This is a genomic window from Pseudoalteromonas aliena SW19 (genome assembly GCF_014905615.1).
GTDB classification, from domain to species: Bacteria; Pseudomonadota; Gammaproteobacteria; order Enterobacterales; family Alteromonadaceae; genus Pseudoalteromonas; species Pseudoalteromonas aliena.
The window spans coordinates 125,580-140,702 of the sequence record NZ_AQGU01000027.1 but is presented as its reverse complement, the minus strand read 5'-3'; the positions used below and the strand labels follow the sequence as shown (position 1 = coordinate 140,702).

Annotated in this window: 13 protein-coding genes and 1 tRNA gene; 1 reads left to right on the top strand and 13 read right to left on the bottom strand. The window is 39.6% G+C overall.

Annotation, left to right across the window (positions count from 1 at the left end; genetic code table 11):
• Window positions 1-13 precede the first annotated feature (13 nt).
• The 4 genes from wecA to PALI_RS13905 all read right to left on the bottom strand — a co-directional run bounded on the left by wecA (window position 14) and on the right by PALI_RS13905 (window position 5,687).
• Window positions 14-1,078 (bottom strand): UDP-N-acetylglucosamine--undecaprenyl-phosphate N-acetylglucosaminephosphotransferase, encoded by a 1,065-nt coding sequence (wecA, locus tag PALI_RS13920; protein WP_193156202.1) that lies wholly within the window; start codon window positions 1,076-1,078, stop codon window positions 14-16.
• A 39-nt stretch (window positions 1,079-1,117) separates the two neighbouring features.
• Window positions 1,118-3,832, bottom strand: a complete 2,715-nt coding sequence (locus PALI_RS13915) for an SLBB domain-containing protein (RefSeq protein ID WP_193156201.1) — start codon at window positions 3,830-3,832, stop codon at window positions 1,118-1,120.
• A gap of 108 nt (window positions 3,833-3,940) precedes the next feature.
• On the bottom strand, window positions 3,941-4,729 hold the full coding sequence (locus PALI_RS13910) for a DUF481 domain-containing protein (protein ID WP_193156200.1): 789 nt from the start codon (window positions 4,727-4,729) through the stop codon (window positions 3,941-3,943).
• Between the two features lie 139 nt (window positions 4,730-4,868).
• The gene (locus PALI_RS13905; protein WP_182702352.1) at window positions 4,869-5,687 is read right to left on the bottom strand and encodes a mechanosensitive ion channel family protein; all 819 of its coding nucleotides are present in this window, start codon (window positions 5,685-5,687) and stop codon (window positions 4,869-4,871) included.
• 261 nt (window positions 5,688-5,948) lie between these two features.
• Between PALI_RS13905 and PALI_RS13900 the strand changes: the two genes are divergently transcribed.
• Window positions 5,949-6,024: transfer RNA gene (locus tag PALI_RS13900), tRNA-His, on the top strand.
• Window positions 6,025-6,712: 688 nt separating this feature from the next.
• Here PALI_RS13900 and PALI_RS13895 read toward each other — a convergent pair.
• From PALI_RS13895 to trmJ, 9 genes are all read right to left on the bottom strand, one after another.
• Window positions 6,713-8,140: an NAD-dependent succinate-semialdehyde dehydrogenase gene (locus PALI_RS13895; protein WP_193156199.1), complete on the bottom strand. Its 1,428-nt coding sequence runs from the start codon at window positions 8,138-8,140 to the stop codon at window positions 6,713-6,715.
• Between the two features lie 553 nt (window positions 8,141-8,693).
• The gene (fdx, locus tag PALI_RS13890; protein ID WP_007377671.1) at window positions 8,694-9,032 is read right to left on the bottom strand and encodes an ISC system 2Fe-2S type ferredoxin; all 339 of its coding nucleotides are present in this window, start codon (window positions 9,030-9,032) and stop codon (window positions 8,694-8,696) included.
• Window positions 9,033-9,043: 11 nt separating this feature from the next.
• Window positions 9,044-10,906 (bottom strand): Fe-S protein assembly chaperone HscA, encoded by a 1,863-nt coding sequence (gene hscA, locus PALI_RS13885; RefSeq protein WP_193156198.1) that lies wholly within the window; start codon window positions 10,904-10,906, stop codon window positions 9,044-9,046.
• A 41-nt stretch (window positions 10,907-10,947) separates the two neighbouring features.
• Window positions 10,948-11,475 (bottom strand): co-chaperone HscB, encoded by a 528-nt coding sequence (gene hscB, locus PALI_RS13880; protein WP_182702348.1) that lies wholly within the window; start codon window positions 11,473-11,475, stop codon window positions 10,948-10,950.
• A 95-nt stretch (window positions 11,476-11,570) separates the two neighbouring features.
• A complete protein-coding gene (gene iscA / locus PALI_RS13875) occupies window positions 11,571-11,894 on the bottom strand; it encodes an iron-sulfur cluster assembly protein IscA (protein WP_007377674.1) in 324 nt (107 codons plus the stop codon).
• Window positions 11,895-11,906: 12 nt separating this feature from the next.
• On the bottom strand, window positions 11,907-12,290 hold the full coding sequence (gene iscU / locus PALI_RS13870; RefSeq protein ID WP_007377675.1) for a Fe-S cluster assembly scaffold IscU: 384 nt from the start codon (window positions 12,288-12,290) through the stop codon (window positions 11,907-11,909).
• A 41-nt stretch (window positions 12,291-12,331) separates the two neighbouring features.
• Entirely contained in the window at window positions 12,332-13,549 is a 1,218-nt protein-coding gene (locus PALI_RS13865) for an IscS subfamily cysteine desulfurase (RefSeq protein WP_077536140.1), read from the bottom strand.
• Between the two features lie 24 nt (window positions 13,550-13,573).
• Complete coding sequence (iscR, locus tag PALI_RS13860) at window positions 13,574-14,065, bottom strand: Fe-S cluster assembly transcriptional regulator IscR (RefSeq protein WP_024612845.1); 492 nt, start codon at window positions 14,063-14,065, stop codon at window positions 13,574-13,576.
• Between the two features lie 235 nt (window positions 14,066-14,300).
• Window positions 14,301-15,026 (bottom strand): tRNA (cytosine(32)/uridine(32)-2'-O)-methyltransferase TrmJ, encoded by a 726-nt coding sequence (gene trmJ / locus PALI_RS13855; RefSeq protein WP_193156197.1) that lies wholly within the window; start codon window positions 15,024-15,026, stop codon window positions 14,301-14,303.
• Window positions 15,027-15,123 lie beyond the last annotated feature (97 nt).

The window sequence follows — 15,123 nt, the reverse complement described above, 5'->3', positions numbered from 1 at the left end:
ACTCTCTCTTTATTCATGAATGCTTACTATTTTTTTTTCTTAAAAAACGCGCTACTTTCCAGCAATGCTGTAATGCTAATGCGTAAAATACAAAAACAAGTATAAATAACGTAAGCATTAACCACTCTGGTACTTGTAATATTTCACCGATTATCCCTATTGAACTCATTACAATTGCAAAAAATAATATTGCACTCAAAGCTCTACGAGGGCTGAAGCCTACTCTCATAAAAATATGATGCAAGTGATCTCTATCTGCATGAAACGGGGAAATACCTTTACGTGTGCGACGTATTATTATAGCCATCATATCCATCAATGGCACTGCGATTATCCATAATGCAGTAACGGGTCTAAATGCTGGCTCACTCGCTTGTGTACTCACCATCAAAAACCATATTACGCTTAAACCAATAAACATTGAGCCTGCGTCACCCATAAATATTTTTTTATTTTTATGGCCTTTAACACCTAAGTTAAACGCTAAATAAGGCACAACTGTCGCAACAATAATAAGTGGCAGATAAGCAAATGCATAATTGCCACTCAATAGCATTAAAATAAAAACTGAAAGTAAAGTTAGGATACTCAGTGAGCCAGCAAGACCGTCTATGCCATCAATCATGTTAAAAGCATTTATACAGGCTATAACGCTAATTATTGTAAATATAATACCTAGCCAGCTTAAATTAACATCACCAAAGGAGAAAAGATCACCCAGGTTTTGAATATAGACATCGCTACCCATTATCATAACTAAGGCAACCACAACCTGTATACATAAGCGTATTTTTACACCAAGCTGGCGGTAGTCATCGACTACTCCCAAAATAACAATTGCACCTGCACATACCAAGTAGCTAATAACTTGTGTTGTAAGTGGGTAAAATGCGATAACTGATATAAATACCGCCAAAAAAATAGATAAGCCACCAATTAACGGTATCGACCCATCATGCTGTTTGCGATTGCATGGCGTATCAACTAAACCAAATTTTACCGCCAATGGCGTAATAGCAAATATAACGGCATACGAAAAGCCGAATGCAAAAACCAGCATCATAAGTTCAAATATCATAGCGAAGACCCAATTTCTCTTTAGAAATATACTTCATGTTTACAGTTTACTAATAGCAGCCACCGCTATACCCGTTTGGTAAAGGATTTGTGTTGCGGTGCTCCACAACGTTAGGGTATCAGTATGCTCTGTGTCCAGTGGTATTACTATGGTATCGCCTGGGCTCAACTCATCTGCTTTATTAGATGCAAACCATGAACCCCTGTTTGGCACTTCAACCAAACCACTGGCTTTAATTATGTATATACGATCTTCATCAGCGCGTTGTTTAAACCCACCACTTCGATTAATGTAATCATCAAGTGACAAAGATGGATTGTAAATATGCGACGTGGCAAAGTTAACCTCTCCTACAACACTAATACTGTTACTTTTTGTTGGAATGTAAAGTATATCTTGATTTTGCAGTGGTAAATGCTCTTTACCCTGTTCGATAGCTGTTAAATTTACAACTAAACGACCTACCGCTTTTACCTTCGCTAAATCATTAATCAGGCTATCCATATCTTTATAACTAAGCGATGAATCTGTAACTGAGCTATTAAAGCTTTTGGTTGCAATATCGCGCCTTAAGTCTTCAGATAACTTATTTAACTGCTGTTGTTCTTGAAACCTAATTGATTCACGAGTAAAAACAGAGCCCTGTGGATAAGCGAATTCAGTGAACCCACCGGCTCTTTTTAATACATTGGTAAGGTCTTCACCTTTGCGAATACTATAGACACCAGGGAAACGTACTTCACCGACAATTTCTACTTGTAGATCTTTTTGCCAGTTAGGTATTGGGTAAATACTGATTGAGTCTTTGCTTTGTATAGCAAAATTTACTTTAGAGTCACTCGAAAGTGCTTTGTTTAAATTAACAGTTACATGATTTAATGCACTTTTATTTTCGTTGCCGTAACGTGTAATTTCTGCTTTTTCAAGGTATGTTGATTCTTTTAAGCCTCCGGCAGCAAGCACTGCTTCTTTCATTGTTGCATTTGCTGGTAATGGATAAACACCACTGAAACGAACTTCCCCACGGATCCCAAATATTTTAACTTGGCTGGTATACGTTGACTGCTGATTAAGCTTTGCAATAATAGGTTTTAATAATTTTTCTCGGCTAAAAACAGCGTAGTCACTGTCTTTTAGTTCTTTTTCTTGGCTATTAAGGTAGTCAGTAATGTTAGTGATTTTTTTACTTTCTTCATCAGCCAATTGCTCTGCTAATTCTTTTTCTAGCGAGCCACCTAAATCTATAAATTCATAAAATTGTTTTTCTTCATATTTATCCCACAGCTTGATTCGGTCACGTAACGCTAACTGTTCTTTTGTTAATGCTAATGTTTTTAACGCTGTTTCCTCATCTTCTTTTGTTTGAAACCGGCTAAAAATGACAATAATATCTCTAGGCTGAAGCGCTATATCACTTTTACTATTTTGCTTTGAAGCTTCAATAGGTGAAAATTGATATATTTCAATATCACCTTTTTGATTGATTTCACGAACAACAAGTGCGTATTCATAATCCGCAGTAGGTAATAGGTCACTTTTAATCGAGGTAAACAAACGACTAATTTTATCCCCTTTTTGCCAAGAATAGTTACCTGGATAAGTAACGGCCCCTAACAACGTTACAGCGTTATCTAATTCATCGCTTGATGTAGGTACTTTTATTATGTCGCCATTTCTAGGCTTATATTCAGTACTTTTAGTCAGATCAAGCTGTAGAATAGTTTTGGAGCTATTACCTGTAAAACGTTCAATTACTGTTTTTTGTTGATAGGCTTCAGCTTTAAGTCCGCCCGCCATCGCGATCAAATCATCCATTGATTCTGAGCCTGTTAGCTCAAAAATAGCTGGTCGACGTACTTCACCACTAACCGTGACTTGTTTGCCTACTGGCGGTATAAATACTACATCACCTGGCTTTAAAATAACGTCGTTTGAACTATCGCCTTTTATTAGTAAGTCATATAGATCGAGTGTTTGTATTGTTTTCCCCGCACGCTTTAACTGAATGTTGCGCAAAGAACCAATGTCTGATAGCCCGCCACTAACAAATAGGGCATGCGTTATTGATGATAATGAAGGAATCGTATAAGCGCCTGGCTTGTAAGCCTCTCCTAGCACCATTACTCTTATGGTTCGAGTTTCACCCATAGAAACGAATGCTTTTACACCAATCATTTCTTGTTCTACTTTTTGCTTAATTAGCTCAACAACTTCGTTATATTGCATGCCAGCAACATTAACAGGTTGAAGTTTATCAATCGCAAGACGACCTTCCCGATCAACTATCACTTCTCCATTAAATGACTCTTTACCATATAAGTTAATAGTAAACGTATCACCTGGGCCAACCACATAGGTATTCGGCACTAAAGCATTTTCAGATGGTTCAAACGTGGTTGGTTCACCAGAAAACAATTCATAACCGAATGGTTTTATTTCTTCTTCTTTAGGTTTGAATTTTTCTTCGTCGGTTAATTCTTCAGTGTCTTCACTTTCTAAATCACGAGGCAATATTGAAGATAATTTTTTATCACCATTTTCTTTATCTAATGTTTGGCTAGCATCTAAAAAGCCAAGTGAATCTAAATCTATACCATATTTTTCAGCTAACGCTTTTTGCTGTGACTTCGGTAGTTTTTTAAATTGTTCAAGTTGCTGTTCTGTTGGTGCAACCCCCTGACCACTTCCTTGCGCAAATGATGGTGTTACAATTGCAAAAACAAGCAATACCGTAATTAATTTAATTAACTTCACAAAGTTTCCTTCCAGTAAAAATATAAAGAGAGCCGCAGCATGTTACATTATTTTTTAAGTAAAAAAAATGGGTAAGCATGCTTACCCATTATATATCCTATAACGGTGTTAAAAACTGTAAACAAGTGTTAATGATGTTTCAGTATCTGTGCTTTCTTTGTCATCGGCAACGTCTGAGTTATTTGTAATGTTGTAAGCGACTTTCATTTGTAGTGAGCCGTTGATTTTTGCAAGTAACGCAGTTTCAGAGCGAGTTTTAGTATTTGTATCACCATATTCGATAGCCACTAACTGAGTGAAACGTGCATTATCTGAAATTTTCCAGTTGTAATCTAACTTACCAAGCGCAATGACTTCTCCGTCAGACTCGCCAGCAAGTAGCTTGCCGCTATCATCTGTTTCTGTGCTATCGTCAGGGTATGTGAAATGCTTATAACCTGGACCTATCTCAGCGCTCAACCACATCGTTTTTTCGTTTAATAAGCGTAGGCCATAACCTGCAGAAATTACTGATTCACTTCTGTATGAGCCAAAGTAGTCTGATACGTGTGAACCATAAATGAATAGGTGAGCGTGTTTTTCATTTAATTTGTAATTACCTTGAGCAGAAATTGAGTACTTTTCATTTGTACGCTGTTTTTCTTTGCTGCCGTTATCACTTTCAACTTCATCTTCTTTGTAGATACCGTCGATTTTGTACTCATTGTTCCAGCTTTCTAAATTATGCTGTACTTTTATGCCACCTTTGAGTGTGGTCGTTTCGGTGTTACCGCTAGTGATGATAGCGCCTAGCTCACTGGTAACTTCCCATGTTTTTTGCTCAGATACTGCGTCTTCTGCGAATGCGTTAGTTGCTACAGATAAAGCAACTACAGCTGATAAAAACTTTAATTTCATTAAAAACAACCTTTGTATTAATTTGCGCCTATTTTATTAAAGCATGGCTTGTTAGAGCAAGCTAAATAGCTCATAAACGATTATGTTTATGAGCTATTATGTTACTCAAGCGATCAAAAAACAGCCAAGTATTTTAAAATTAGTCTTGTTTGTGTAAATGAACATCCATTTGTGGAAATGGAATTGTAATGTCGGCTTCATCTAATGCAATTTTAATATTTTCCATTAAAGACCAATATGTAGGCCAATAGTCAGCTGAGTTAACCCAAGGACGAACAATAAAGTTTACGCTTGAGTCACCTAACTCAGATACAGCCACAGTGTAAGCAGGGTCTTTTAGTAGACGCGCTTCTGCATCGAGTACTGATTTTAATACTTCTTTTGCTTGGCGTAAATCAGCGTCGTAACCAACACCAATGACTAAATCAATACGACGAGTAGACTCTCGTGAGAAGTTAGTAATTGCGCCCGACATTATTTGCGAATTTGGCATGATAATAACTTTATTATCTGGGGTACGCATTTCAGTTGAAAATATTTCGATTTTTTTGATTGTTCCGGCTTTTCCGCCTGCTTCTACATAATCACCCGATTTAAACGGACGAAGTAAAATAATAAGAACCCCAGATGCAAAATTAGAGAGCGAGCCCTGTAATGCCAAACCAACAGCTAAACCAGCGGCACCTAAAATAGCAATGAACGATGTGGTTTCGATACCAATTTGCGAAAGTGCCATTAAAATAGTGACAGCAAATACAAGTGTGTACACAATACTTGAAACAAATGATCCAACCGCTTTGTCGACTTTCTTTTTGTCGAACGCTTTTTCAGTTAAACGAGCACAAAGCTTAGCGATACGGCTACCAAGCAAAAAGATAACAAGCGCAACAACAGCTTGAATGCCATAATGCAATACTAGCCCTGAGTTTTCGTTAAGCCAATTAAGTACTGAATCCATATTTACTCCAAATATTATTTATTAAGCAATTTTAAGCGTTATCATACATTAATTTACAACCTATTCTCATAAAATAATGAATTCTCACTACCAATGAAACTTGTGTCCTCTATTTTAGGTGAATTAAAAACCAACACACTATAGCTAATATTTTGAGACCTAAGCAGTCATTTTATTTTATTTTATTTTTTTTACAAAAAAGCTTCACAACATTTATTATTTTATGTATTATGCGCGCCACACCAAACAAGGTGTGTTGTGGCGGTTGTAGCTCAGTTGGTAGAGCCCCGGATTGTGATTCCGGTTGTCGCGGGTTCAAGCCCCGTCAATCGCCCCAATTTTTCTTCTCTAATATCTATCCTGTATTTCCTATATTATATATCTTCATTTTTATACTAATAGTCTACTTTAAAATTCAGTTTTTATACGCTTATAGTCGCTTTATTTCTACTGTTTGTTCAATAAATAATCGTTGAAACGGGCGCTCAACTAAAAATCATGATATACAATTTTTCATATATATTATTTTTGATGCTGTAGATTATTTGGATAGGGCCTGTTGATCTTTTGGGATTAAAGTTTGTTGCGATTTAATCGCAGTGAGAGGCTATAAAAGCAGATGTAATCTAGAGGTAAATATATGTGTAGCGCTATTTTAAAAGCAGCCTTAAAAAAATGCCACCTTGCGGTGGCATTTACACACGGGGTTATTTCTACTTATAGAAATTCTTTTTTTATTAATTTTTATTTAACAAAATATGCTGTTGCAAAGGTAGCATTTAGGGCTTTGTGAGGCAACAGCAAAGAGTAAAGATCATATATCTGCCACATTAGTGTAATAAACCAAGTTGGCTAGGCCTGTTGACCTTTCAGGATTGAAATTTGTTCAATCTAGGGGCGATTTAAGCGCGGCGTGAGGTTTGTAACCTAGTGGGCTAAGTAAAAACCGAGCAACAAAGAGTTAATTGCCCCTAGGTTATTTACTGCAAAAGATAAGCGCAGCCTTAGCCGCGCTTGCAAGTGTGCTAAACCTTAATGCACACGTACTTTTCTTCTAGGTATTCATCAAGCCCTTGGTGCCCTCCTTCGCGCCCTAAACCTGATTGCTTTACACCACCAAATGGTGCAACAGGGTTTGATATAACCCCTTCATTTACACCGATCATGCCAAATTCAAGCCCTTCACTTATTCGGTAAATTTGCTTAATATTCTGGCTGTAAAAATACGCTGCTAAACCAAATGGTACATCGTTAGCAAGCGCAAGCACTTCGCTTTCTTCATCAAAAGGAATAACCGTTAATACTGGGCCAAATACCTCTTCGTGGTAAATATCCATCTCAGTGGTTACATTATTTACTATTAATGGGTTTTGAAAGCTGCCACCTAAATCACTATTATCGCCAATAAGGGTAGCGCCTTTATCGAGTGCGTCTTGCACTAGTTGTTGTACTTTCTCTTTTGCTTTGGGATAAATAAGCGGGCCAATGTCAACATCGTCTTCAAAACCATTTGCTACTTTTAATGCGGCAACTTTAGGTGTAATTTTTGAAAGTACTTTGTCGAGAATGTTACGCTGTATAAAAATACGGTTTGCAGCAACACAGGCCTGTCCGCTATTTCTAAATTTAGCCGCCATTAATCCTTCAACGGCTTCATCTAATTCAGCACTATCAAAAATAATAAAAGGCGCGTTACCGCCAAGTTCCATTGATGTACGTTTAATGGTAGAAGCGCACTGTGATAGTAACTGCTTACCCACTCCCGTAGAGCCGGTAAATGTGAATTTGCGAACAATTTCTGAGTCAGTCAGCATTTTTCCTACTGTTTTAGCATCTTGCGATACAAGCACGTTAAATGCACCTTTTACAAAACCAGCTTGATCGGCTAGATAAGCGAGTGCAATAGCACATAGTGGCGTGTGTTCAGAGGGTTTAAGTATAAAACTACAGCCCGCAGCGTAAGCTGGAGCTATTTTACGAGTAACCATAGCAACAGGAAAGTTCCAAGGCGTTATGCCAGCGACAACACCTACTGGTTGCTTAAAGCTAGTTAACCTATGAGTGTTGTCTGTTGGCGGAATTACATCGCCGTAACTACGTTTAGCCTCTTCGGCAAACCATTTGATAAAACCTGCACCGTAATCAATCTCACCAAGGGATTCTTTGAGTGGTTTTCCTTGCTCTTTAGTCATCAGCTCTGCAAGTGTTTGTTTGTGCTTTATAACTAGCTCATACCAGCGCATCAGGGTTTCACTTCGCTCGGTCGCGTTCGTGGCTTTTAACTTAACAAAAGCCCCCTGTCCTGCACTTATTGCTAAACTTACACCCCGCTCGTCAATATCGCTTACATCAACAATACTTTTTTCGGTCGCGGGATCGTTAACGCTGAAATGCGTGTCCGTTTTATAAAATTCACCGTTAATAAATGAGTCTGAAAAAATAAGATTACTCAAAATAAACCTCCAAAATTACGTCTAAGTTCGTCACGCTAGCAAGCTGTGCGTCTACAAAGCAAATGTATAATTTAAAGTTTACTGTAGACGTTGAGCTTGCTCACGTAAGAAGCGCAGCTTCTATATTTACCTTCAAGCTAAAACACATTACGCCAGCAAACTGTGCGTCTACAAAATAAATGTATAATTTAAAATTTACTGTAGACGTTGAGCTTACTCACGTGAGAAGCGTAGTTTCTATATTTTTGCCCTTGAACTAAAACACACATAGCGCTAGCAAACTACGCGTCTACAAAATAAATATATAATTTAAAATTTGCTGTAGACGTTGAGCTTGCTCACGTGAGAAGCGCAGCTTATATATTACCCTCAAGCCAAAACACATCACGCCAGCAAGCTGTGCGTCTACAACATAACTTGCGAGCTTTGCGCGTCACGCCTGCAAGCTGCGCGTCTACAGAATAACCTACGAGTTTTACTCGTTGCGCTTACAATTCACAAAAAAAAAGCCGCTGTATCAAACAGCGGCTTTTAAAAAATACATCGTTAAAAACTAGTGCTCTTCATTAACGATATTGAGATTGTACTTAGGTATTTCAACTACTAGATCTTCATCTCTTATAATTGCTTGGCAACCAAGGCGTGACTCTGGCTCTAAACCCCATGCTTTATCTAGCATGTCATCTTCTAGCTCATCACTTTCATCAAGTGAATCAAATCCTTCGCGAATCACTAAGTGACACGTAGTACATGCACACGACTTTTCACAGGCATGCGCAATACTAATACCATTTTTAAGTGCAGCGTCGAGTACCGTTTGGCCTGTAGGAGCTTCAATAGCCGCGCCGTCAGGACATAATTCAGGATGTGGAAGAAAAACAATTTGTGGCATTCTAATCTCTCTTAAATGTTGTCTACTGACTGCCCTGTAAGGGCCTTTTTAATTGATGCATCCATTCTGCGCGATGCAAAGTCACTACTCGCATTATCAACTTTTTCGATAGCGGCTTTAATTTCGTTTGGTTCTTGTGCATTTTCGCGCACTTTTACTAGTTCTGCAATTTCAGCGCGTAAGTTTGCTAGTTGCGTATCGTCTAGTAATGATCCATCGCTTGCAAGTGATGCATTAAGCGCTTCAATAACACGCAGTGCTTCTACTTGTTGCTCTTTAAGCATACGTGCTTGCATATCGCCTTTAGCGTTGCTCATTGACTCTTTTAGCATGTTAGCTACTTGGTCATCAGATAAACCAAACGACGGTTTAACCTGAATCTCAGCTTGCACGCCTGTTGATTTTTCCATTGCTGAAACACTTAATAGACCATCGGCATCAACTTTGAAGGTAACACGAATATGCGCAGCTCCAGCCGCCATTGGTGGAATACCTTTTAAGCTAAACTTAGCAAGTGATCGACAATCATCAACAAGCTCACGCTCGCCTTGCAACACATGCAATGACATGGCTGTTTGGCCGTCTTTAAACGTTGTAAATTCTTGTGCGCGAGCTACCGGAATCGTGGTATTACGTGGAATAATTTTTTCAACCAAACCACCCATCGTTTCAAGGCCTAACGACAATGGTAAAACATCAAGCAATAACATGTCAGAATCTGGCTTGTTGCCAATTAATACGTCAGCTTGAAGTGCAGCGCCTAAGGCGACAACGCGATCAGGGTCGATAGAGGTTAGCGGCTCTTTATCAAAAAAGCTTTGAACTTGGCTACGCACTAGTGGCATACGGGTTGAACCGCCGACCATAATAACTTGCAGTACGTCTTCGTTTTCTATGCCAGCGTCTTTTACAGCACGTCGACACGAACGCAGCGTTTTTTTAACCAATGGCATAGCCAGCTCATCAAAGGTTTCGCGCGTTACTTCAACAGTGTATTTTTGATCGTCAAACTCAAGACCTACATTCACTTTTGCATATTGGCTAAGTGCTTCTTTACACGCTTTTGCTTTATTGATGAATAAACGTAAAACTGAAGATGATAACGCTGACACACCAGTTTGCTGTTTAAAGTAATCAACAAGGAGCGAGTCAAAGTCATCGCCACCGAGGCTAGAGTCGCCGCCCGTTGCCATTACTTCAAATACACCTTGATGTAGTCTAAGTACTGATATATCAAACGTACCACCGCCTAAGTCGTAAACAGCAATAATACCTTCTTGGTCAGAATCTAAGCCATAAGCAACGGCTGCTGCTGTTGGCTCATTTAATAAACGTAGTACGTTAATGCCTGCAAGCTCTGCTGCATCTTTAGTACTTTGGCGCTGCGCGTCATCAAAGTACGCTGGTACAGTAATCACAGCACCTAAAATCTCTTGATTGCCAAAGCTTTGTTCGGCACGTGCTTTTAATGCAGCTAAAATGTGGCTTGATGCTTTAATTGGACTGATTTTACCTGCCGCAGTTTCTATTGCTAGCGCACCATTGTGTTCACAGAACTGATACGGTAATTGGCCATAACTTTGCTCTATTTCAGTCTGAGTTTTACCTAAAAAACGCTTAACCGAAATAAGTGTATTCGCAGGGTCTTGCGTTGCAGCTTGTGCAGCCTCTGCGCCAACAGTAATACCACCTGCTTGATAACGCACAACCGACGGTAACATAGCCGCGCCAAGATCATCAGTTAACGTGCGGGCTTCGCCACTTTGCACTGTTGCTACCAATGAATTGGTTGTACCAAGGTCAATACCAATCGCTAGTTTATGTTCGTGTGGTGCCGCGCTCTGCCCCGGCTCAGCAATTTGCAATAATGCCATAATGCTCTTTAAACTCGTGTTGCTCGCTTTACAGCAAGTAATTAATCGTCAAATAAACTATCTTCAATACGTTCAAGTTCGTCGCGTAACTTATAAACAAACTTCAGTCTGCGAATATTATCTGCTGCAAGTTGATATTGCTGCTCATCGTTACTTGCTAGTTGTTCAGCAAGTTGTGCACTGTATTGATTGTTTAGTTGCTTAATTTGTTTTTCAAAATTTGCAATCGCAGTATCAGGATCGCTTGCTGATGTTAGCTCTTCAAGTTCTTCGCGAAGTTCCATTTGCTGCATTAAAAACATTGGATCTTGTAAGGTTTGCTGCTCTGCACGAATATCAACGCCTAGCTCGCTCAGCATGTACTCGGCACGCTTTACTGGGTGCTTTAATATTTGCAACGCATCGTTAATTTCGGCGGCGCTTTGCACGGCCATTAATTTATCGCGGCTGCTCGCATTCGCGTGGCGATCAGGATGTACAGTACGCTGTAATTCCAAGTAGTGCTTGTTAACTGTTGCTAAATCAATATTGTAATCAACGGGGACTGCAAATAATTCAAAGTAACGCATAACTTCAACCAATAATATTCAGAAATTAATTTCAAAAATAACAAAGCCCTACATTAACTGGCAGGGCTTATTTATACTACAAAGATATTTAAAGCTTAAACGGTAAAGCTTTCGCCACAACCACACTCATCTGCTTGGTTAGGATTTCTAAATTTAAACCCTTCATTTAAGCCTTCTTTAGTGTAGTCGAGCTCTGTGCCATCGATGTAAACTAAGCTTTTAGCGTCAACAATTAATGTGACACCTTTAGCCGCAAAAGTTTCATCGTCTTCGTTTAAATCGTCAACAAACTCAAGTACATAAGCAAGACCTGAACAGCCCGTCGTTTTAATGCCAACGCGCAGGCCTAAACCTTTACCGCGGTTTGCTAAAAATGATTGTACGCGGTTTGCTGCCGCATCTGTCAATGTCACTGCCATGAGTTTCTCTTCTTACTTCGCTTGTTTACTTTTGTAGTCTGCAATTGCTGCTTGAATTGCGTCTTCGGCTAAAATTGAACAGTGAATTTTCACTGGTGGTAATTCAAGCTCTGCACTGATATCAGTGTTTTTAATTGTCGCTGCTTCGTCTAATGTTTTACCCTTAACCCACTCTGTTACAAGTGAAGATGAAGCAATTGCACTACCACAACCATAGGTCTTGAATTTTGCATCTTCAATAACGCCTTCGGCTGATACTTTGATTTGCAATTTCATTACGTCACCACATGCTGGTGCGCCTACCATACCCGTTGCCACTGACGGATCGTTCTTATCTAGAGTACCTACGTTACGTGGGTTTTCTACGTGGTCGATTACTTTATCACTATAAGCCATTATTCTATCCTCATTACCTGCTAGGGTATGTGCTCACACTATTAGTGGTGGGCCCATTCAACTGAATCTAAATCAATACCTTCTTGATGCATCTCCCAAAGTGGAGACATTTCACGTAGGCGACCGATAGAGTTTTTCATTAATTCAACGGTGTAATCAATCTCTTCTTCGGTAGTAAAGCGACCAATACTAAAACGAATTGAGCTATGTGCTAATTCGTCGTTACGGCCAAGTGCACGCAGTACATAAGAAGGCTCTAAGCTTGCAGATGTACAGGCTGAACCTGACGATACTGCAATGTCTTTTACTGCCATAAGTAACGACTCACCTTCAACAAAGTTAAAGCTGATGTTTATAATACCTGGTACTGATTGGTCTTGTGTGCCGTTAAAGTATACTTCGTCCATATCAGACATAATGCCGTCAATTAGACGTTTACGTAATGCACTGATGTGTGCGTAATCTTTTTCAAAATCTTCTTTGGCGATTCTAAATGCAGTCCCCATACCCACTAATTGGTGAGTAGCAAGCGTACCAGAGCGCATACCGCGTTCATGTCCGCCACCGTGCATTTGCGCTTCAAGGCGAGCACGTGGTTTACGACGAACGTAAAGTGCACCAACACCTTTAGGACCGTACGCTTTGTGTGCAGAGAACGACATAAAATCAACTTTAAGCTGTTGTATGTCGATAAGTACTTTACCCGCACTTTGTGCTGCATCTACGTGGAACATGATTTTACGTTCACGGCACATTTCGCCAATAGTTGCGATATCTTGAATTACACCTAGCTCGTTATTAACGTGCATGATACTTACTAGTACGGTGTCATCACGCATTGTATCGGCTAGTTTTTGCAGATCAAGTAGGCCATTTTCTTCAACGTCCATATACGTTACTTCAAAACCTTGGCGCTCAAGCTCACGGCATGTGTCGATAACCGCTTTGTGCTCAGTTTTAGCGGTAATAACGTGCTTACCTTTCTTTTTGTAAAACTGTGCGGCACCTTTAATAGCAAGGTTATTTGATTCAGTTGCACCCGAAGTGAAAACTATTTCACGTGGGTCTGCATTAATTAAATCCGCAATATCATTACGCGCTTGGTCAACGGCTTCTTCTGCTTGCCAACCAAAACGGTGTGAACGTGACGCAGGGTTACCAAATTTACCGTCCATTGTCAGGCATTGCATCATTTCTTTAGCAACACGTTCGTCAACAGGCGTGGTCGCTGCGTAATCTAAATAAATCGGTAACTTCATTTCTCTCTCCGCTGCAGGTCAACCTTAAAGTTGACAGCTTACTTGAATGTTTTCCAACTGCTTGATTGCATTATTAATACTGTTATCTTGGCGCGATGCTATTTCTTTCACATCTGACTTTTCCACCAATTCAGCAAGGGTAATATTGTTTAAAAATTCTTCTATACGTGCGCTTAAATCTGACCACAAATTATGTGTTAAACAACGCATGCCACTCTGACAGCCGGTATCGGCACCTTGGCAACGTGTTGCATCGACCGATTCGTCTACGGCGCTAATAATATCGCCAACAGAAATAACGTTCGTTTCTCGCCCTAGTAAATAACCACCACCAGGCCCACGAACAGAACTTACTAAGCCATTTTTACGTAAACGGGCAAATAATTGTTCAAGGTATGACAAAGAAATTTCTTGTCGCTGTGAAATATCAGCAAGGGCTACAGGACCTACACCTGTGTGCAGTGCAACATCCAGCATCGCTGTAACGGCATATCTGCCTTTTGATGTTAACTTCATAACGCCCCCTGCACAAAGAGTGCAAATTTTAATTACCAGAGTAAATTAGTCAAGTATTATCACTTGATAAAAATTTGATTTAAACACTCTTACTTTTAAATTGTAGAGTTAACAAATTTTCAATACTTGACCTATTTAGTCAAGTATTACGGCCATTGTAATTACCTGAGTAATTTAGTCAAGTATTAGCGCGTTAATTAGTCCCAGTCTTTTATAACTAATCGCTATACCTAAGTTACTTAGGGATAGACTTATTAATTGAGGTGAGAATACCGCGTAAAATGTTCATTTCGGCATCTTCTGGACGAGCACGGTTAAATAAGCGACGTAGCTTTGTCATTACAATACCTGGGTGCTGTTTTATTATGAAGCCAGTTTTAAACAGTGTATCTTCAAGGTGATCGTAAAATAGCTCTGTTTGTTTTGAACTCGGGTAAACTGTGTCATCCTCTTCAACCTTTTTAGGCTGTTGATTTAAAAACGCCATGCGTGTTTCGTAGCACAACGTTTGCACTGCCATCGCTAAGTTAAGCGAGCTATATTCAGGATTCGCAGGGATGCATACATGGTAATTACAAAGCTGTAATTCATCGTTGCTTAAACCACTGTTTTCACGACCAAACACAAGTGCTACAGGGCCATCTACAGCTTCTGCAACCAGTTTTTCACCACATTCACGTGGTTCAACCATAGGCCAAGAAAGCGTACGTGAGCGCGCACTGGTGCCAATTGTTAATGCACAATCGGCAATCGCTTCTTCAACAGTCCCAACAATAACTGCATTGCCTAAAACATCACTGGCACCTGCAGACAAAGCACTCGCGTGGCTGTCTATTTCACATGCGGGGTCAACTAAATAAAGTTTTGATAAACCCATGGTTTTCATGGCGCGAGCTGCTGAGCCAATATTGCCTGAGTGTGATGTGTTAACTAAAACAACGCGAATATCATCTAAGATCATTGCTATGCCACTTACCTATGCCAAAAAATTGCGCGAATTCTAACATGAAAATGCCACAAGATCCTAGATTCAAAAAGCTAGATCCTAAGATCCAGCC

Bases quoted from the DNA above. Each gene is read 5' to 3' on its own strand.
- wecA (WP_193156202.1), bottom strand. From the start codon at position 1,078: ATGATATTTGAACTTATGATGCTGGTTTTTGCATTCGGCTTTTCGTAT.
- PALI_RS13910 (WP_193156200.1), bottom strand. From the start codon at position 4,729: ATGAAATTAAAGTTTTTATCAGCTGTAGTTGCTTTATCTGTAGCAACT.
- PALI_RS13905 (WP_182702352.1), bottom strand. From the start codon at position 5,687: ATGGATTCAGTACTTAATTGGCTTAACGAAAACTCAGGGCTAGTATTG.
- fdx (WP_007377671.1), bottom strand. From the start codon at position 9,032: ATGCCACAAATTGTTTTTCTTCCACATCCTGAATTATGTCCTGACGGC.
- hscA (WP_193156198.1), bottom strand. From the start codon at position 10,906: ATGGCATTATTGCAAATTGCTGAGCCGGGGCAGAGCGCGGCACCACAC.
- hscB (WP_182702348.1), bottom strand. From the start codon at position 11,475: ATGCGTTACTTTGAATTATTTGCAGTCCCCGTTGATTACAATATTGAT.
- iscA (WP_007377674.1), bottom strand. From the start codon at position 11,894: ATGGCAGTGACATTGACAGATGCGGCAGCAAACCGCGTACAATCATTT.
- iscU (WP_007377675.1), bottom strand. From the start codon at position 12,290: ATGGCTTATAGTGATAAAGTAATCGACCACGTAGAAAACCCACGTAAC.
- PALI_RS13865 (WP_077536140.1), bottom strand. From the start codon at position 13,549: ATGAAGTTACCGATTTATTTAGATTACGCAGCGACCACGCCTGTTGAC.
- iscR (WP_024612845.1), bottom strand. From the start codon at position 14,065: ATGAAGTTAACATCAAAAGGCAGATATGCCGTTACAGCGATGCTGGAT.
- trmJ (WP_193156197.1), bottom strand. From the start codon at position 15,026: ATGATCTTAGATGATATTCGCGTTGTTTTAGTTAACACATCACACTCA.